This is a genomic window from Streptomyces boncukensis (genome assembly GCF_011045075.1).
GTDB classification, from domain to species: domain Bacteria; phylum Actinomycetota; class Actinomycetes; order Streptomycetales; family Streptomycetaceae; genus Streptomyces; species Streptomyces boncukensis.
On the sequence record NZ_JAAKZZ010000024.1, the window covers coordinates 13697 to 31916 of the forward strand.

General features: G+C 71.8%; 15 protein-coding genes. 5 read left to right on the plus strand and 10 right to left on the minus strand.

What is annotated here, in order from left to right:
• Nucleotides 1-11: 11 nt before the first annotated feature.
• Genes asnB through G5C65_RS04350 form a run of 4 tightly spaced genes read right to left on the minus strand, consistent with a single transcriptional unit; the run spans nucleotide 12 to nucleotide 4717 of the window.
• Nucleotides 12-1871 (minus strand): asparagine synthase (glutamine-hydrolyzing), encoded by a 1860-nt coding sequence (asnB, locus tag G5C65_RS04335; protein WP_165297253.1) that lies wholly within the window; start codon nucleotides 1869-1871, stop codon nucleotides 12-14.
• Between the two features lie 29 nt (nucleotides 1872-1900).
• Complete coding sequence (locus G5C65_RS04340; RefSeq protein ID WP_165297254.1) at nucleotides 1901-2167, minus strand: acyl carrier protein; 267 nt, start codon at nucleotides 2165-2167, stop codon at nucleotides 1901-1903.
• A gap of 43 nt (nucleotides 2168-2210) precedes the next feature.
• On the minus strand, nucleotides 2211-3449 hold the full coding sequence (locus G5C65_RS04345) for a beta-ketoacyl synthase N-terminal-like domain-containing protein (protein ID WP_165297255.1): 1239 nt from the start codon (nucleotides 3447-3449) through the stop codon (nucleotides 2211-2213).
• Complete coding sequence (locus tag G5C65_RS04350) at nucleotides 3446-4717, minus strand: beta-ketoacyl-ACP synthase II (protein ID WP_165297270.1); 1272 nt, start codon at nucleotides 4715-4717, stop codon at nucleotides 3446-3448. The genes G5C65_RS04345 and G5C65_RS04350 overlap by 4 nt, the downstream gene beginning before the upstream one ends.
• 194 nt (nucleotides 4718-4911) lie before the next feature.
• On the opposite strand from G5C65_RS04350, the gene G5C65_RS04355 reads away from it, so the two are divergent.
• Nucleotides 4912-6543, plus strand: a complete 1632-nt coding sequence (locus G5C65_RS04355) for an NAD(P)/FAD-dependent oxidoreductase (protein WP_165297256.1) — start codon at nucleotides 4912-4914, stop codon at nucleotides 6541-6543.
• 200 nt (nucleotides 6544-6743) lie between these two features.
• Here G5C65_RS04355 and G5C65_RS04360 read toward each other — a convergent pair whose 3' ends face one another.
• From G5C65_RS04360 to G5C65_RS04370, 3 genes are all read right to left on the minus strand, one after another.
• Nucleotides 6744-7301 (minus strand): flavin reductase family protein, encoded by a 558-nt coding sequence (locus tag G5C65_RS04360; protein ID WP_338146228.1) that lies wholly within the window; start codon nucleotides 7299-7301, stop codon nucleotides 6744-6746.
• Nucleotides 7302-7318: 17 nt separating this feature from the next.
• Nucleotides 7319-8185, minus strand: a complete 867-nt coding sequence (locus G5C65_RS04365) for an AfsR/SARP family transcriptional regulator (protein WP_165297257.1) — start codon at nucleotides 8183-8185, stop codon at nucleotides 7319-7321.
• A 208-nt stretch (nucleotides 8186-8393) separates the two neighbouring features.
• Nucleotides 8394-8999 (minus strand): TetR/AcrR family transcriptional regulator, encoded by a 606-nt coding sequence (locus G5C65_RS04370; protein WP_165297258.1) that lies wholly within the window; start codon nucleotides 8997-8999, stop codon nucleotides 8394-8396.
• 195 nt (nucleotides 9000-9194) lie between these two features.
• On the opposite strand from G5C65_RS04370, the gene G5C65_RS04375 reads away from it, so the two are divergent.
• From G5C65_RS04375 to G5C65_RS04390, 4 genes are all read left to right on the plus strand, one after another.
• The gene (locus G5C65_RS04375) at nucleotides 9195-10205 is read left to right on the plus strand and encodes an ATP-binding cassette domain-containing protein (protein WP_165297259.1); all 1011 of its coding nucleotides are present in this window, start codon (nucleotides 9195-9197) and stop codon (nucleotides 10203-10205) included.
• Between the two features lie 38 nt (nucleotides 10206-10243).
• Nucleotides 10244-11095, plus strand: a complete 852-nt coding sequence (locus G5C65_RS04380; protein ID WP_165297260.1) for an ABC transporter permease — start codon at nucleotides 10244-10246, stop codon at nucleotides 11093-11095.
• A gap of 181 nt (nucleotides 11096-11276) precedes the next feature.
• Nucleotides 11277-12008, plus strand: a complete 732-nt coding sequence (locus G5C65_RS04385; RefSeq protein ID WP_165297261.1) for a LuxR C-terminal-related transcriptional regulator — start codon at nucleotides 11277-11279, stop codon at nucleotides 12006-12008.
• A gap of 27 nt (nucleotides 12009-12035) precedes the next feature.
• The gene (locus G5C65_RS04390) at nucleotides 12036-13166 is read left to right on the plus strand and encodes an acyltransferase family protein (protein ID WP_165297262.1); all 1131 of its coding nucleotides are present in this window, start codon (nucleotides 12036-12038) and stop codon (nucleotides 13164-13166) included.
• A gap of 161 nt (nucleotides 13167-13327) precedes the next feature.
• Here G5C65_RS04390 and G5C65_RS04395 read toward each other — a convergent pair whose 3' ends face one another.
• From G5C65_RS04395 to G5C65_RS04405, 3 genes are all read right to left on the minus strand, one after another.
• Nucleotides 13328-15571: an MMPL family transporter gene (locus tag G5C65_RS04395; protein WP_165297263.1), complete on the minus strand. Its 2244-nt coding sequence runs from the start codon at nucleotides 15569-15571 to the stop codon at nucleotides 13328-13330.
• Between the two features lie 161 nt (nucleotides 15572-15732).
• Entirely contained in the window at nucleotides 15733-16764 is a 1032-nt protein-coding gene (locus G5C65_RS04400) for a methyltransferase (protein ID WP_165297264.1), read from the minus strand.
• The coding region (locus G5C65_RS04405; RefSeq protein WP_165297265.1) for an AMP-binding protein at nucleotides 16761-18220 on the minus strand (1460 nt) is incomplete at its 5' end. The genes G5C65_RS04405 and G5C65_RS04400, both read right to left, overlap by 4 nt.

Below are 18220 nucleotides of genomic sequence, written 5' to 3' on the forward strand. Positions count from 1 at the left end.
CACCGTGCACCTCACACATCGAGGGTGACGCCGTAGTCGGTGAGCCAGGCGTTCAGCCACAGCGCCATCTCCAGGCTCCCGCGGTCGTAGGGCCGGCTGACGCCGCTGAGCGGCCGGTCCACCGCGCGGGCCGCTCTCGACCGGTCGAGGAGCGGGAGCACGGGGGAGCCGGGGTCGGCGAGCACCCGGGCCAGCTCGGTGCGCAGGGTCTGCTCGTAGCGGGGGTCCTGGGTCGCGGGGTAGGGGCTCTTGGCCCGGTCGAGCACCGAGCGGGGCAGCACATCGGCGGCGGCCGCGCGCAGCAGGCTCTTCTCCCTCCCGTCGAACGACTTCATGGCCCACGGGGTGTTGAAGACGTACTCGACGAGCCGGTGGTCGCAGAACGGCACCCGGACCTCCAGGCCCACGGCCATGCTCATCCGGTCCTTGCGGTCGAGCAGGGTCTGCACGAAGCGCGTGAGGTTGAGATAGCCGATCCTGCGCATCACGCGCTCCTGCGGGTCCTCGCCGGGCAGCTCCGGAACCTCGGCCAGCGCCTCGTGGTAGCGGTCCTGGCGGTAGCCCTGGATGTCCAGCTTGTTGAGCAGCCCCCGGTCCAGCAGGGCCAGCCCGCCGAAGTAGCGCGCCGAACCCGAGGTCAGCCAGGGGAAGGTCGCGGCGCGCAGCGCGCCGGGGTTGCGGAACCAGCGGTATCCGCCGAACAGCTCGTCGGCGGCCTCGCCGGACAGGGCCACCGTGGAGTGCTCTCGGACGGCGCGGAACAGCAGATAGAGGGAGGGCCACATGTCCCCCCAGAACGCCGGCGGCTGGTCCACCGCGCGCAGCACGGCCGCGCGCACGGACGGGTCCGCCAGCTCCTCGCTCGACAGCACGATCTCGCTGTGCCGGGTCCCCACATGGCGTACCAGCTCGTGGACGAAGGGCGTGTCGCGCACGCCCCGTACGGCGTCCGGCTCGAAGCGGCTCTCCGCGTGGGTGAAATCGACGGAGAACGAGCGCACGGGCCCGCCGCCGGCGGCCGCCGTGTGGCGGGCCGCGAGGGCGGTCACGGTGGAGGAGTCCAGCCCTCCGGACAGCAGCAGGCACAGCGGCACGTCCGCGACCAGCTGCCGGGCGACGATGTCCTCCAGGAGGCCGCGGACCGTGGTGATGGTCGTGGGCAGGTCGTCCGGGTGCTCCCGGGCTTCGAGCCTCCAGTACGCGCGCGAGCGCGTCCCCTGCCGGCCGGCCAGGACCAGATGGCCGGGACGCACCTCGCGCATCCCCGCGAAGACGCCGGCCTCGGGGGTCTTGACCATGTCCAGGACCTCGCACAGCCCTTCGGCGCTGACCCGGCGCGACGCCTGCGGGTGGGCCAGGATCGCCTTGGGCTCGGAGCCGAAGAGGAGGCCGTGCGCGGTGGGCAGGTAGTACAGCGGCTTGACGCCCATGCGGTCCCGCAGGAGCAGCAGTTCCTCGCTGCGGGTGTCCCAGACGGCGAGCGCGAACATGCCGTTCAGCCGGGTGGCGAGCTGCTCGCCCCACTGGAGGTAGCCGCGCAGCACGACCTCGGTGTCGCCGGCCGTGCGGAACCGGTGGCCCAGCGCGGCCAGCTCCGCGCGCAGCTCGCGGTAGTTGTAGATCTCGCCGCAGAAGGTGAGCGAGGCGAGGGTGCGCCCCTCGTCGTCCTCGGCGGTCATGGGCTGGCGCCCGCCTTCCAGGTCGATCACGGCGAGCCGGCGGTGGCCGAGCGCGGCCCTGCCGTTCCCGGCCGTCCACAGGCCCTCGGCGTCCGGGCCGCGGCACGCCAGGGTCCGGGTCATCGCCGCCACGGTGGCCGGCTCGCGCGAGACGTCGCGTTCGAAGTCGATCCATCCTGCAATGCCACACATCGCTGCTCTCCTCGGATCGGAACCGGATGTCACACCCGCTCGGCGATCCCGGCGTTCACCAGGTCCAGGAGCTGCCGCGGCGTGCCGGCCTCGCCGACCACGTCCTCCGGCAGCTCGACGGCGTAGTCCCGCTCGATGCGGCTGACCGTGTTGAACAGGGCCAGCGAGTCGTATCCCAGGTCGGTGAAGGCGAGGTCCAGGATGTCGCCGTCGAGGTCGACGGCTTCGTCCTCGCCCGCGCATTCGCGCAACAGGTCCACCAGCTGTTTCGTCGTGAACGTCGGGAACGGGGCCATGTCCGGCACTTCCTTTCGGATCGGGGTTTCTGGGGGCCGCGGATCACGCGGCGGCGCGGACGACGAGCGCGGAGTTGAAGCCGCCCTGACCGCGGGAGACGACCAGCGCGCTCGACACCCGCTGCTCGCGCGGCGCGTCCCGGACCAGGTCGAGCAGGTGCTCGTGGGCCGGGGACGCCACATGGACGGTGGGCGGGAGCACGCCGTCCCGGATGGACAGCAGCGCGGTGGCGACATCCAGCGGGGCGCTGCCCGCCAGCAGTCGGCCTGTCATGGTCTTGGGCGCGGTCACCGGGACGCCGCGGGGGCCGAAGACCCCGGCGAGCGCCTCGGCCTCGGCCGCGTCCAGGGCCGGGACGCCGTACGCGTCGGCGAACACCACATCCACGTCGGCGGGCGCCATCCCGGCGTCCGCCAGCGCCATGGTGATCGCGCGGCGCAGCCCCGGCGGGCGCCCGGAGCCGGGGCGCGGGTCGAAGGTCGCGGCGTAGCCCGCGACTTCGCCGTAGCGGTGACTCGCGCCCCGCTCCCGGGCCCGCTCCGCGTCCTCCATGACGAGCAGGGCTCCGCCCTCGCCGACGACCGCCCCCTGCGCACGGCGGTCGAACGGCAGGAAGGCGGCCTCGGGGTCGGGGGAGGCGCTCATCCGGCCGGAGCGGATGAGGCAGAGCCAGCTCCAGGGCGAGAGCGAGCCGTCCACTCCGCCCGTGACCATGAGCGGGGTGCCGGAGCGGATGTGCCGCCGCGCCTTCGCGATGGCGTCCAGGCCGCCGGCCTGCTCGGCCACCACCGCGGCGCCGGGGCCGCGCAGCCCGTGCCGGATGGAGATCTGCCCGGTGTTGACGGGGTAGAACCAGGCGAACGACTGGTACGCGCTGACGTACTTGCCGCCCTTGGACCACAGCGCCTCCAGCTCCTTCTGCCCGAACTCGAACCCTCCGGCCGAGGCCGCGGTGACCGCGCCGCACGCGAACGGCGGCATCGCCGAGGGGTCGGCTCCGGCGTCCGCCAGCGCCTCCTCGGCGGCGATCAGCGCCAGGCGCGTCATCCGGTCCGTCTGCGGCAGCAGCCGGCCGGGCACATAGCGGGAGGCGGTGTACTCCGGGATCTCCCCGGCGACCGTGGCCGAGTAGCCGGACGGGTCGAAGCGGGTGAGGGTGCGGATGCCGCTCTCCCCGCGCAGCACGGCCGACCAGTAGTCGGCACAGGTGAGTCCCGTCGGCGCGACGGCGCCGATGCCGGTGATGACATGCCGCGGGGACGCCGTACCGCCGCCGCTCACGCCGCGCTCCGCGGCGGCGCGTCGAGGACCAGCGCGCTCTGGAAGCCGCCGAAGCCGCTGGCCACGCTGAGCGCCGTGGCGATCCGGTGCTCCCGGGCCACCAGCGGCACATAGTCCAGGTCGCACTCGGGGTCGGACTCGTGCAGATTGGCCGTCGGGGGCACGACGGAGTGCTCGATGGCCAGGGCGCACGCCGCCGTCTCCAGCGCGCCGATCGCGCCCAGCGAGTGCCCGATCATCGACTTGATGGAGCTGACCGGGATGTCGTAGGCGTGCCCGCCCAGGCTGCGTTTGAGCGCGTTGGTCTCGTGCCGGTCGTTCTGCTTGGTGGCCGACCCGTGCGCGTTGACGTAGTCGACCTCGGCGGGGTCGTGGCGGGCCATGTCCAGCGCGGCGGTGACGGCGTCGGCCATCTCCAGCCCGTCGTCGCTCAGGCCCGTCATGGAGTACGCGTTGCAGCGGGAGGCGTGCCCCGCCACCTCGGCGTAGACGCGGGCGTCGCGGCGCCGGGCGTGCTCCAGCTCCTCCAGGACGAACACGGCGCAGCCCTCGCCGAGCACGAAGCCGTTGCGGGTGCGGTCGAAGGGCCGGGACGCGGTCTCGGGGGTGTCGTTGCGCGCGGTCGTCGCCTTGATGGCGTCGAAGCAGGCCACGGTGATCGGGGAGATCGCCGCGTCGGACGCGCCCGTGGTGATCACGTCGGCGTGGCCCTCCCGGATGAGGTCGGCCGCGTGCCCCAGGACGTCGACGCCCGAGGTGCAGCCGGTGGACACCACGCCCACCGGCCCCTCCGCCTCGCAGATCCAGGCGAGCTCGGCCGCCATGGAGGACGGGACGAAGTAGTCGTAGAGGTAGGGCGAGCCGTGGAACTCGTCGACGAGCCAGGACTTCCCCTCGTCGCTTACCAGGGCGTACTCGGAATCCAGGCTCATGGTGCTGCCGCAGGCCGTGCCCATCATGACGCCGGTGCGGTACGGCTCGGACTGGCCGAGCACCCCGCTGTCCTCCAGCGCCTCGCGCGCGGCCACGACGGCGAACTGGGTGGTGCGGTCCCACTGTCTGGCCTGGCGGCGGCTGAGTCCGGCGGCGGCCGGGTCGAAGTCGCACTCCGCCGCGACCCGCGAGCGGAACGGCGCGGCGTCGAACAGCGAGATGGTCCGGGTCGCCGTCCGCCCGGCGGACAGCAGCTGCCAGTACTGCTTCCGGCCCACTCCACCAGGGGACACGACGCCGATTCCGGTGATGACGACCCGGCGCCCCTCGGATATTCCTTCCACCGTATCTCCCTCCACTGGCGCTTCCCGGCCGGTTTCGAGAATGCTGCGATGCGATCCAGAGCGCTTCGAAAGCCGTTAGACGATCCGGCTCCGTCGCTTCTCGAACGCGCTTCGATGCCCGGTTGCTCCACTGGCCGCAGCACACTCGTCAGCGCTCAGCGGGCCGAACAGAAGGGTTCTTCAGTATGCGGCGCGACCAAGAAATGTACGATGTCGTCATTGTGGGGAGCGGGCTGTCGGGAACGATGCTCGGCTCCATTCTCGCCAAGCACGGCCACCGCACTCTCCTGATCGACGGCGCACAGCATCCGCGCTTCGCCGTCGGGGAGTCGACGATCGGACAGACGCTCTTCCTGCTGCGGCTGCTCGCACACCGCTACGGCATTCCGGAGATCGGCCATCTCGGCAGTTTCACGGACGTCCAGCAGCATGTCGGTTCGGCGCACGGGCAGAAGAGCAACTTCGGATTCGTCCTGCACCGGGACGGTGAAGAGCCCGACCCGCGCGAGACCAATATGTTCCGGCTGCTGGACGTCACAGGGAACGCGGCGCACTTCTTCCGCCAGGACAGCGACGCATATATGTTCCATGTGGCGCTGGGATACGGGTGCGAGGCCCGCCAGAACTACCGGGTGTCCAAGGTGGACTTCGAGGACGACCGCGTCACCGTGATCGGCGCCGACGGCTCGTCCTGCCAGGCCCGCTACCTCATCGACGCGAGCGGCTTCCGCTCGCCGCTCGCCGAGCAACTGGGGCTGCGCGAGGAGCCGAGCCGGCTCAAGCACCACGCCCGCTCGGTCTTCACCCATATGATCGGCGTCGAGCCCGCCGACGACCACCTCCGCCACGCCGCTGCGGACCAGCCGCCGGTCCCCTGGCACAGCGGGACGCTGCACCACATGTTCGACCGCGGCTGGATCTGGGTCATCCCCTTCGACAACCACCCCGGTGCGACGAACCGCCTGTGCAGCGTGGGCCTGCAGCTCGACCCGCGGCGCTACCCGGAGCAGCCCGGCCTCTCCGCCGAGGACGAGTTCTGGGAGCACGTACGCCGCTTCCCCGCCGTCGAACGCCAGTTGGCCCGCGCCCGCAGCGCCCGGGAGTGGGTGCGCACCGGGCGCATGCAGTACTCGTCGACGCGGACGGTCGGACACCGCTGGTGCCTGATGTCCCACGCCGCCGGGTTCATCGACCCGCTGTTCTCCCGCGGGCTGTCCAACACCTGCGAGCTCATCAACACCCTGGCCTGGCGGCTGATGGCGGCCCTGCGGGACGACGACTTCTCCCAGGAGCGCTTCACGCCCGTGGAGCGGCTGGAGCAGGGGCTGCTGGACTACAACGACCAGCTGGTGAACGCGTCCTACATCGGATTCCAGAACTACGACCTGTGGAACGCGGTCTTCCGTATCTGGGTGGCGGGCAGCGCCGTGGGCAGCAAGCGGTTCCTGAACGCGCTGGCGGCGGCCAAGGAGGCCGGCGACGACGGGCCGCTGCGCGCGCTCGACGACAGCGCGTACCCGGGCCTGTGGTGCCCGACCGACTTCAGCGCCGAGCTGTTCGGCGAACTGGTCGCCCAGTGCGAGGCGGTGGACGCGGGCCGGGTGCCGGCGCAGCAGGCCGGCGACACCATGCTCGGGCGGGTGCGGGAGTCCGACTGGATGTTCCCGGCGCTCGGTCTGAACCGGCCCGGCGAGCGGTTCATCAGCCCGACGGCGGAGAATATGCAGGAGGTCGCGGGGTGGGCGCGGAACCATCCGCGCCCGGAGATCCGCGAGCTCCTCGCGGTCTCCCCCCAGCAGGTCCAGCGCACCCTCTGACAAGGAGCGCGCCCTTCAAGAGAGCGCCCGCCAGGGGCGCGGGGAACTGCGCGCCAAGCCAACGTGCGGCCGCAGACGGCGGAACACGGGTAGGGGCAGGCCCCTTGGCCGTCGCCGCGGTCTGCGGCTGCTACGTGGCTGGTCGCGCAGTTCCCCGCGCCCCCGACCGGCGCCCGGCGAAGCCTGCCGGAACTCCCGGGTCAGCCCTCGGTCGCCAGGGAGAGGCCGGAGGCGAGGTCGCGGCCGGGCCATCCCGCGTACTCGCGACGCCAGTACATCAGCGGTCCGCGAGCCTGGCGCGCCTCCCCGCCGACGATCGTGCCGATGACGACGGTGTGGTCGCCCGCCGTGATGGCGGAGTCCAGCCGGCACTCCGCGCAGGCGACCGTGTGGTCCGGCAGCCAGGGCAGGCCGAGCCGTCCGGAGGGCTGCCAGGCGACGGACGCGAACCGGTCGCCGGCCCGGGACGCGAAGTGCGCGGAGACCCACTCCCGGCGGTCCCGCAGGATGTTGACGGCGAAGGCGCCGGTGGCGAGCATCTCGCGGAGCACCCGGCTGCGGCTGTGCACACACACGAGCAGCAGGGGCGGATCCTGGGACACGCTGCACGCCGCACTGCAGGTGAAGCCGTGCGGCGCTGCCTGCGGGTCCAGCGTCGTGACCACGGTGACGCCGGACGGCAGCGCGCCCATGATGGCGCGGAAGGTCTCCGGATCGACGGGGCGGTCCGCGGTGTCGGGGAGGCTGTGCAGGGGCACGGGCTGCTCCTTCGCTGTCACGGGACGGGGGCCGAGGCGCGGCGTGCGGAACCCGCGGGGGACAGCGGCACCCGGTCGTGCGGGGCGCGGGCGCGCGTGCCGGCCGTGCCCGCCGTGCCGGCGGTGTCGCCCGTGTCGGCCGCCAGGATCCGCTGGTGCAGCTGCCACAGTTCGGGCGAGGGCTCCAGGCCGAGTTCCCGGCGCAGCAGCTCCCGCACATGCTGGTAGGCGCGCAGCGCCTCGCTGCGCCGCCCGGACCGGTGCAGCGCGGTGATGAGCTGACCGTGGAACCACTCGTTGAGCGGATGCGCTGCGACCAGCGAGCGGAGGTCGGCGATCATCTTCCGGTGGTTTCCGAGCTGCATTTCGGCGCGGATCCGCATTTCCTGTGCCGAGAGATACTGCTCCTCCAGGTTCACCGCGTAGCCGCGCAGCACGTTCCCGCACTCCACATCGGCGAGCGGTGCTCCCGTCCACAGCGACAGTGCCTCATCTGCGTACCGGGCCGTGCGGTGGAAATCTTCGGCGGCTGCGGTCGCCTGTGCGCGCACGACGAGGGAATCGAACTTCTTGATGTCGATTTCCTCGTCCCCGGCCTTCAGTACATAGCCGGGCGCCGCGGTTCTGACGATCTGCTCCGCCGCTTTCTGGCCCGCAGCGCCGCCCAGTGCCTTGCGGAGATGGTAGACGTAGGTCTGGGTGGTGGTGATGGCGGTGTTCGGCGACTTGTCGCCCCAGAGTTCCTCGATGAAGGCGTCCAGTCCGACCACATGGTTCGCCCTGAGCAGGAGGAGAGCTAAAACCTTCTTGACCTTGGGTGCGTGCGGGGTGCACAGGTGACGCTCATACGTCACCTCCAGCGGGCCCAGGAGCTTGAATTCCATTCGCCCCTCCATTCCGGCGCTTACTGCCGTGGCTATGCGCGGATACTGGTCAGGACGATATTCGCAGCGCGGATCACTGGCAATGGCGCTTTCTGAAGGTTGAGCCCGCCGGGCCGGGCGGATCGGCACGCCTGTAACTTTCGATGTAGTCGGAAACCACTGACCATGTGAGATACGGCCATATGTCCGGCCCGGCGCTGCGCCGGCCTCACCCCTGCAGCAGGGTCGCCACCGTGCTGCGGATGTGCTCCCGCAGTGTGTCCGCGCTCAGGTCCTCGTAGAAGTTGGTGTACATCACCAGCGGGCCCATCATGGCGCCGAAGGCGCAGCCCAGCCGGATCCGGTCGGACGGCGGCAGCTCCGGGTCGGCGAACAGCGCCCCGAGCGGCTCCCCGGTGGCCTCGATCTGCGGCCCCAGCACCGGGTCGTCGGCGAACAGCTTCTGGAACGCGTCGTCGTTGCGGTCCCACACCATGAACAGCCCGCGGTTCGCCAGCGCGATCTCGATGATCTGGTCGAAGGCGCGCTGCCAGGCGGGGGAGTCCTTCCCGGCCACGGTCAGCCGGTCGGCGATGCCGCGGTTCACCTCCATGATCTGCTCCACGATGGCCCGCGCGATGTCCTCCTTGGTCCGGAAGTGGTAGTAGATCGCGGCCTTGCTGACGTCCAGCCGCTCGGCGATCTCCCGCAGGGACGTCCCCCCGTACCCCTGCTTGGTGAAGAGGTCCATCGCGACCGCGAGCAGTCTCTCCCGGGTGCCGCCGACGGCCTCGGCGCGCTTGCCGACCTGTCCTCTTGATGGGGCACTAGTCATCCTGACAGACCTCTCCTTGACGATCGACCAGTTCCCAGCTTACCGTTTGGCAAGTAGCAACTGGCCGGTGAGCCTGATCCGGGCTTGCCGGTGCGGTCAATTATCGGTTGCACGGTAGCAATACGGAATCGGGGCGCGGTCGCGCGGCCCAGGTGCGCCGCACCGGCCCCCGCCCCCTGTTCGTGAGGAGGAGCCGTGTCGGTCTCCAACGGCGGCGGGAGCGCCGTCAGCGTCCGGGGTCTGAAGAAGCGCTTCGGGGACTTCGAGGCGCTCAAGGGAGTCGAGTTCGACGTGCCCGCGGGCACGGTCGTCGGGGTGCTGGGGCCCAACGGGGCGGGCAAGACGACGACCGTGCGCGTGCTGGCCACGCTGCTGGAGCCGGACGGCGGCGAGGCGGTGGTGGGCGGGCACGACGTGCGCAAGGACCCCGCGGCCGTCCGCCGGGCCATCGGGCTGACCGGGCAGTACGCGGCGCTGGACGAGTTCCAGAGCGGCCGGGACAACCTGGTCATGATCGGCCGGCTGTCGGGCCTCGGCCGCCGGGCCGCGCGCGAGCGGAGCGAGGAGCTGCTGGAGGGGTTCGACCTGGCGGAGGCCGCGGGCCGCCCCGTGAAGGGCTACTCCGGAGGGATGCGGCGCCGGCTGGACCTGGCGGCGAGCCTGGTCGCCCGGCCCCGGGTGCTCTTCCTCGACGAGCCCACCACCGGCCTCGACCCGCGCAGCCGCAACGTGATGTGGGACGTCATCCGGGACCTGGTGGCCGACGGGACGACGCTCCTGCTGACCACGCAGTATCTGGAGGAGGCCGACCAGCTGGCCGACCAGATCGTGGTGATCGACCGCGGGGTGGTCATAGCGAAGGGCACCCCCCGGGAGCTGAAGTCCGTCCTCAGCGGCGCCCAGCTGGAGGTCGCGGTCTCGGCCGGTGACGACCTGGCCACCGCGGCCCTGGTGCTGGGCGACTTCGCCACCGGCCCCGCCACCATCGACTCCGAGACGCGCCATGTGCGGGTGCCGGTGACCACGCGCTCCCGGCTGGCCACCGAGGTGGTGGGCGCGCTCACCGCGGCCGGGATCGACCTGGACGACTGCTCCATCCGGCGCCCCTCCCTCGACGACGTCTTCCTCGCCCTCACCGGCCACACCACGCCCCAGGGAGCGGACCCGGCCGACGAGGCGGACGGCGTCCCCGCCCCGGTCGGCTGAACCGGGCCCCGAACTCCCCACGTATTGGAGAACACACGATGACCACCGTCACGGTCACTCCCGCGGCCGAGGCCGCGCCCGGCTCGCTCGGGCGGCTGCGGCAGACCCTCGCCGACACCCTGGTGCTCGCCCGCCGCAGCCTGGTCCGGACGCTGAGCGAGCCGGAGTCGCTGATCGACGTCACCCTCACGCCCGTGGTGTTCACCCTGCTGTTCGCGTACGTCGTGGGCGGGGCCATCTCCCTCCCGGACGGCGTGAGTTACCACGACTACCTGGTGCCCGGCATGTTCGCGATGACCATGGCCTCGGCGTCGACCGGCACCGCGACCGCCGTCAACAACGACATGGCGGGCGGGATCATCGACAGGTTCCGCTCGCTGCCGATGTCGCGGGCCGGAGTGCTGGCCGGGCAGAGCCTGGCGGACCTGCTGGCCACGGTGATCGCCGTGCTCGTCCTCGCCGGCACCGGGCTGGCGATCGGCTGGCGCATCCACACGGACGCCGCGCACGCCGCCGAGGGGTTCCTGCTGATCCTGCTCTTCGCCTACGCCCTCAACTGGGGGATGTCCTGTCTGGGCATGGTGTTCCGCAGCGCGGAGGGCGTCCAGCAGTTCGGCGTGCTGATGATGCTCGGACTCACCTTCGTCTCCAGCGCGTTCGTGCCCACCGGGGGCATGCCGGGCTGGCTGCGGGAGGTCGCCAACTGGAACCCGCTCAGCGCGCTCGCCGCCGCCATCAGGAACCTGTTCGGCAACCCGAACCCCGCCGGCTCGGTGCACGCCTGGCCGCTCCAGCACCCCGAGCTCGCCACCACCCTCTACTCGCTCGGCCTGATCGCCCTCTTCGCCCCGCTGGCGGTGCGGCTCTACCGGACGCGTACCAGCAAGTAGCCGAGAAACCCCGTTTCCATGGCCCCCTTATCCGCGAGGGGGTCATGACGCGTTCCCGTACGGGCGTCCGCGGTGATCCGGAGGATAAAAGTCCACGTGATTTGAATATTGCTCACGTTTTACCCAGGATGCATTGAACATCGTATAAGCTTCACGCAGTCGGCGCCGTTATGTCCACACCATGTCCGCGCCGGCGTTCTGCTCGGTCGGTCCAGAAGTCCCTGCGAGCTTCATGTCCTGCCAACGGGGGTTCGTCGAAATGTCGTCGAAGCAGATCAGAGTTCTGCTCATTGATCACCAAACGCTGCTCAGAGAGTCGCTGGGCGCCATGCTGGGGGCCGAGCGGGACCTCGTGGTGGCGGGGCATGCCACCGGGGCCGAGGAGGCGCTCGACCTGGTGGCCAGGGTCCAGCCGGATGTCGTCCTCTTCGACGCGGACCGGCCGGAGCGGCTGATGGACGCCTTTGTCCGGCTGCGCGCCGCCTGCGGTTCCCGGTTTCTGGTGCTGAGTTCGCACGACCACCCGGCCCTGCTGCAGGAGCTGCTCGCGATGGGGGTCAGCGGCTATCTGGCCAAGACCGTGACGCTGCTGGAGCTGGTCACCGCCATCCGGACGGTCGCGGTGCGGGACGGCTGCGTCGTGCTCTCGGTGTCCCGGGCCAGCATCGAGCGGCTGGGGCGCGCGGAGGACGACGCCGGGCTCTCCCGGCGCGAGAAGGAGATTCTCCGACGGATTTCCGACGGTCTGAGCAACGGCCAGATCGCCCGTCGCCTCTCCATTTCGGAAGGCACTGTCAAGCGCCATGTGCACAGCATTTTCATAAAACTCGGCGCCGTCTCCAGGATTGACGCCGTCAATAAGTACTCGGAGCTTCGCGAAGGGCGCGGAGAGCTATACGAGTCCGTTTCTTAAGCCTATTCTTCTTATATGTCCTGTGATGTGCGAGGCACCATTTACCGCCCGTCGTTCGACGGGCTCAGGGCCGTGGCGGTACTGAGCGTTCTCGGCTACCACGTGGGACTTCTTCCCTGGGGGTGGGCGGGCGTCCCCCTCTTTTTCGTCCTCAGCGGCCATTTCATCACCCGCACCCTGCTCAGACGCCCGGAGGCGGCCAGGGGCGACCGCGTACGGGCGTTCGCGCGCAACCGCCTCCTGCGGCTGGGGCCGCTGTACGCGGCGTTCTGCGTGGTGCTCACCGCGCTGGCGCTCGCCGACTACGGCGACGGGTCGACCGCGCGCAACCTGCCCTACCTGTGGACGTGGACGTTCGACCTGTCGACGATGGCGCACGGCTTCCGCCCCACCTCGATGCAGCTGTACACCCATCTGTGGTCCCTCGGAGTGGAGGTGCAGGTCTATGTGGTGTGGGCGCTGCTCGCGATACTGCTGCCGCGCCGCTGGTTCGCGCGCACCGTGGCGGTGCTGGCACTGGCCGGGCCGGCGCTGCGGGCCGGGCTGTGGCTCCTCCTGACCCGCACGGGCCACCCCGCCGAGCTGCGGCCGATGACCCTGTACACCTCCCCGTTCAGCTACGTCGACGCGTTCGCCGTCGGGGCCGTGACGGCGCTGCCCGAGCTGCGCGACCGGCTGCGCCGGACCGCCCGCTGGATACCGGCGGCTTTCGCCGCGGTCACCGCCGCGCTCGTGCTCCGCGCGTCGGCCGAGGGGCGCGGCCTCGTGGGCGACCTCGGCTATCCGATCCTGCTGGCCGACGACTACGGCTGGGTGTGGCAGTACACCGTGCTCGCGCTCTTCTTCGGGGCCGTCGTGCTGCTGGTGGGGGAGCGCTCCGGGCGCGGGGTGCCGCTGCTCGGCTCGTCCCGCGTGGTCCGGCTCGGGGTGATCTCGTACGGGATCTACGTGGTGCACGTGCCGCTGCTGGGGCAGGTGCGGCGCTGGCGGGGCGGGGAGGAGGACGCGGCGTGGAGCGCGGGCGGACTGCTCGTCGCCGCCCTGGTGCTCGTCTCGGCGGTGGTGGTCGCCGAGCTGAGCTACCGGCTGCTCGAACAGCCCTTCCTGCGGCGCAAGCGCGACGGGCTGCTCCAGCCGCCCGCCGCGCCGCCGAGCTGACGGGCTGACGGGGCCCGTGCCAGTGCCGTGCACGCTGCGGGCGCGGGGAACTGCGCGACCAGCCACGGCTCAGCAGCGGACCGCGACGCGCAGGCAGCGGCAGCCCCGGTCCGGCACGATCCGCCGGACACCCCCTCGCCACCGGTCCGGGTGCCATCGGCTCAGGCCCCGGCCCGCTCCGCTGCTTCCTCGCCCTGCCGGGGCGCCCCGGCGGGCCGCCCGCCGGGCGGCTCCGGCTCGCCCTCCAGCTCGGGCAGCTTGCGCAGCAGCGCCGGCACATACCAGTTGGCCTCGCCGAGCAGCGCCATGGCGGCCGGCAGCAGCATCCCCCGGATGAGGGTCGCGTCGATGAGCACGGCCATGGCCAGGCCCAGGCCCATCTGCTTCATCCCCTGCAGCGACAGCGTCCCGAAGATCGCGAAGACCCCGACCATGATGACCGCAGCGCTGGTCACCACGCCCGCTGTGGTGGCGATTCCGTGGCTGATGGCGTCCCGGGTGGACATGCCGCGCAGCCGGGCCTCCCGGATCCGGGAGACCACGAAGACGTGGTAGTCCATGCTCAGCCCGAACAGGATGACGAAGAGGAACAGCGGCAGCCACGACTCGATGGCGCCGACCCCCTCGGCGCCGATGAGCGAGGCGCCCCACCCCTTCTGGAAGACGGCGGTGAGAATCCCGTAGGCGGCGCCGATCGAGAGCAGGTTGAGGACGGTGGAGGTCAGGGCGATCAGCGGGGACCGGAAGAACAGCAGCATCAGGACGAAGGCGAACGCGATCACGAAGGCGAACACCGGCGCCACGCTGGACCCCAGCTGGTCGGCGAAGTCCTTGGAGGCCGCGGTGGGCCCGCCGATCGGCGCCTTGACGCCGTCGACCCCGCCCAGCGTCCGCGGCCGTACCTGGTCGCGCAGCGTCCGCAGGCTCTGCTCGTTCCGGTCCGCCTTCTCGCCGCCCGCCAGCGGTACCTCGATGACCGCGAGGTTCTGCCCGCGGTGCTCGGTCACCTGGACCGGGCCCTGGGAGGCGCCGGAGCCGACCGCCTCCCGCCGGAAGTCCGCGATGGCTCCGCGTACGCCGGGATCGGTGATGTCGGCGGCGCTCACCACGACCTCGGCGGGTTCGGGCCCGCCGGGAAAGGTCTTGCTGATGTCCTCGTACGCGCGCACCAGGGGGATGTCCCCGAGCTCCTGCTTGAGCGTCAGCTCCGCCGGGTGCAGCGCCGTGGCGGGGACCGCGAGGGCGATCAGCACGCCCGCTCCGGCCGCCAGGCAGACCGCGGGGCGGCGCAGCACGGTGCCGAGGACGGCGCGCCAGACGCGGCTCTCGCCGTCCGCGCTCTGCCGGACCGGCTTGCGGAACGGCAGCCGGCCCTTCTCCACCCGGTCGCCGAGCAGCGACAGCAGCGCGGGCAGCACCGTCACCGAACCGGTCATGGCCACGGCCACCACGAGCAGGGTCGCCAGCCCCATCCCCTCGAACTCGACCATGCCGGTGAAGAACATCCCGGCCATCGCCACGATCACCGTGCTGCCGGAGACGAGGATGGCGCGGCCGGACGTGGCGGACGCGATCCGCAGCGCCGTGCCGGCGTCGCGCCCCTGGGCCCGCTCCTCCCGCTCGCGCCGCAGATAGAACAGGCAGTAGTCCACGCCGACCGCCATGCCGACCAGCAGCATGACGATGCCGGAGCTGTCGCTCATCGGCACCGCGTGGCTCGCCAGCGCCACCAGCCCTGTGGTCGCGAGCACCGCCGTCAGCGCCAGGACCACCGGCAGCACGGCCGCGACCAGTGCCCCGAAGGCGATGAAGAGGATGCCGATGGCGAGCGGCACCACCGAGTACTCGGCCTGTTTGAAGTCGTCGCTGAACGCGTCCCCGATGGCCTTGTCGGCGCTCGCCGCGCCGAACTGCTCGACCGTCAGGTCCGGATGCCGCTTCGCCGCGTCGTCGACGGCGGTGAGCACCGGCCCGACCCGGTCCCCGGCCGTGGCCGGATCGCCGGTCACCGCGAACTGGATCAGCGCGGCGTGCCCGTCCTCGGACAGCGCCTCGGTCTCGTACGGCGAGCGCAGGCCGGTGACCCGTCCGGTCCGCTTGACCGAGGCCATGACGTCGTCGACCGCGTCCCGCGCGGCCCGGCCCGTGACCGGCCCCTCGGACCGGACGAGTACGGACTCGCGCGCCGGGTCCTGGACGCCGGCCTCGCGCAGGGTGGTGACCACCTCGCCCGCCTCGCCGGGGACGGTGTCGTGGTCCTCGGCGTCGACCTGCCCGACGATGCCGCCGAGGACCATGGCGGCGACGGCGAAGAGCAGCCAGGCCGCCACCGCCTTCCATCGGTGCTGGGCGCTCCAGGCGCCGATGCGGCCGGCGATGCCGCGGCGTGCTCCGCGTGCTCGCATCACGGTTCGCCCCTTTCGGGTCGTTGGGTTCAGTGGCGATGCGGGGGTGCACGAGACGCGGGCGGGGCCGGCCGCCCGCCCCGTCTCGTCGGCAAGTGAATGCTTGCCAAGAGGTAAGCAGTTGATTTTACGACCGTCAAGTGGTGTGAGGAGTGGCCGCGTCAGTCGGGCACGGTGCTCTCGAAGACGTGCAGATACGAGTTGACGGGGCGGACGCCGGACATCCGCAGTCCGGCCCGCTCCATCAGCGCAGCCAGCCCCTCCCCGGTGTGCTTCTTGCCGCCCACGTTCAGCAGGAGCAGCAGGTCCATCGCGGTGGTGAACCGCATCTCCGGACTGCCGTCCACCAGGTTCTCGATGACCAGGACGCGGGCGCCGGGAGATGCTGCCGCCGCCGCGTTGCGCAGCGCGGTGACCGTGCTGGCGTCGTCCCACTCCAGGATGTTCTTGAACAGGTACACATCCGCGGCGACCGGGATCTCCCGCAGGCAGTCCCCGGGCAGCAGCCGTGCGCGCGCGGCCAGCGAACCGCCCTCGCCCAGCCGCGCGTCGGGACGCGCGACCACCTCGGGCAGGTCGAGCAGCGTGCCGTGCAGCCCGGGGTTCCGCTCCAGCAGGGTGGCCAGCACCAGGCCCTGGCCGCCCGCGATGTCGGCCACGCTGTCCGCCCCCGTCAGGTCCAGGTGGTCCGCGATCGCCCGTGCGGACAGCTGACTCGACTGCGTCATCGCCTTGTCGAACACCTCGGCCGACTGCGGCGCCCGAGCGTGCAGATGGGCGAAGAACTCCTCCCCGTGCAGCGAGGGGAAGACGCTCTTCCCGGTGCGGACCGCCTCGTCGAGGTGCGGCCACAGCTCCCAGGTCCACGGCTCGGTCGCCCACAGCACGTTGTACTTGATGCTGTGCTCGGCGTCCTCGCGCAGCAGCCGGGACTCGGCCGTGTGCGCGAAGGTGCCGTCGCCGCCGTCCGCGAAGACGCCGTACGCCGTCAGCGCGCGCAGCAGCCGGACCAGCGCCCCCTCGTCGGCGCCGACGGCCGAGGCCAGTTCGGCCGCCGAGGCGGGCGTCTCACCGACCGCCTCGGGCAGCCCCAGCAGCGCCGCCGCGCGGACGGCGGCGGCGCCCGCCGCGCTGTGCGCCAGCTCCCGCAGCCGCATCACCGAGCCCGGCACGGCCGTTGTCGCGCCGCTCATCGGTCCGTCCGCTCGGTCACGAGGGTGTACGGGCCGGCCTCGGCCTCGGCGAGCTTCATGACCTCCCGCACCGGCCCGAGGAAGCCCTCGCCGCTGACGGCCTGCTGGTGGGCCGCGCCGTCGGTCCACTCCGCCGTCTCCACATAGATCTGCGGGTCCTGCGCGGAGCGGTACAGCCGGTACGAGCGGAAGCCGGGCTGCGCGGCCATATAGTCGGTGATCTTTCCCAGCAGCCGCTCGAACTCCGCGGCGTCGCCGGTGACGGTGAAACGGTTGACGAAGTAGTGCATGGCACTGTCCTCCTCTGGTCGGTGCGGGGGTTCCGGATCGGCGACCGGGCGCTCGCGCAGCTCCTGGCGGAGCACCTTGCCGGTGGGCGAGCGCGGGATCCGGTCGGCGTGCTCGATGTGCTCGATGTGCTCGTAGTACGGCAGCGCGGCGTTGACCTCGGCCGCCACGGTGCCGGGGGCGGTGCCGTCCGCGCCCTCGGCGGGCACCACGAAGGCGCGGGCCACGGCGCCGCTGAACGCGTGCGGGTGGTCGACCACGGCGCAGTCGGCCACGGCGGGGTGCCGCAGCAGCGCCCGCTCGATCTCCGTCGGCGAGACCAGCCAGTTGTCGCGCTTGAAGACGTCCTTGAGCCGGTCGACGACGTACAGCCAGCCGTCCTCGTCCATCCGCCCGATGTCGCCCGTGGAGAACCAGCCGTCCGCGTCGGTGTCGAGCGACAGCTCGCGGCCGAGGTAGCCGCGCATCAACTGGGGGCCGCGGACCTGGATCTCGCCCTTCTCGCCCACCGCCCGCACCCGGCGCGAGCCGACCTCCACGATCCGGCACTCGGTGCCCGCGACCGGCCGCCCCGACGAGCCGGGGCGCGGCGCCTGAAGGCTGTCGAAGTGCGTGGACGGCGACGTCTCCTGGAGCCCGTACCCCTGCACGACCGGAACGCCGAAGTGCTGGCCGAGCGCGGCGGTCGCGGACCGGGGGAGCGCGGAGCCCCCCGAGAGCACGGCCCGCAGCGACGGGCACTCCAGCTCCGGCAGCCGGGGGTGCACCGCCAGCCGGGCCAGCCGTACGGGGAGGCTGTAGAAGTGCGTGGCGCGGCACCGGTTCGCGGTGTCCATCGCGTCCGCCGGATCCTCCCGCGTGCACAGGACGAGCGTGCCGGCGACCGCGACCGTCATCGTCAGATGCATCAGATGGAACGTCGGCAGGTAGTCGAAGGCCGCACAGCCCGCCTCCAGGCCGTGCGCGCGCGCCGACTGTGCCGCGTTGACCACCACGTTGCGGTGGCTGAGCCGGACCGCCTTGGCGGCCCCTGTGGTGCCGCTGGTGAACTGGATGCACGCGACGTCCTCCGCGCCCTGCGCCGACTCCCCGCCCGGCTCGGGCGCCGGGGGCTGCGGTTCGTTCAGCACCGGGGTGCCCTCGGGCAGCGCGCCGGAGGGGGCGCGGT

Bases quoted from the DNA above. Each gene is read 5' to 3' on its own strand.
- asnB (WP_165297253.1), bottom strand. From the start codon at position 1,871: ATGTGTGGCATTGCAGGATGGATCGACTTCGAACGCGACGTCTCGCGC.
- G5C65_RS04395 (WP_165297263.1), bottom strand. From the start codon at position 15,571: ATGCGAGCACGCGGAGCACGCCGCGGCATCGCCGGCCGCATCGGCGCC.
- G5C65_RS04380 (WP_165297260.1), top strand. From the start codon at position 10,244: ATGACCACCGTCACGGTCACTCCCGCGGCCGAGGCCGCGCCCGGCTCG.
- G5C65_RS04365 (WP_165297257.1), bottom strand. From the start codon at position 8,185: ATGGAATTCAAGCTCCTGGGCCCGCTGGAGGTGACGTATGAGCGTCAC.
- G5C65_RS04355 (WP_165297256.1), top strand. From the start codon at position 4,912: ATGCGGCGCGACCAAGAAATGTACGATGTCGTCATTGTGGGGAGCGGG.
- G5C65_RS04385 (WP_165297261.1), top strand. From the start codon at position 11,277: ATGTCCGCGCCGGCGTTCTGCTCGGTCGGTCCAGAAGTCCCTGCGAGC.
- G5C65_RS04370 (WP_165297258.1), bottom strand. From the start codon at position 8,999: ATGACTAGTGCCCCATCAAGAGGACAGGTCGGCAAGCGCGCCGAGGCC.
- G5C65_RS04400 (WP_165297264.1), bottom strand. From the start codon at position 16,764: ATGAGCGGCGCGACAACGGCCGTGCCGGGCTCGGTGATGCGGCTGCGG.
- G5C65_RS04340 (WP_165297254.1), bottom strand. From the start codon at position 2,167: ATGGCCCCGTTCCCGACGTTCACGACGAAACAGCTGGTGGACCTGTTG.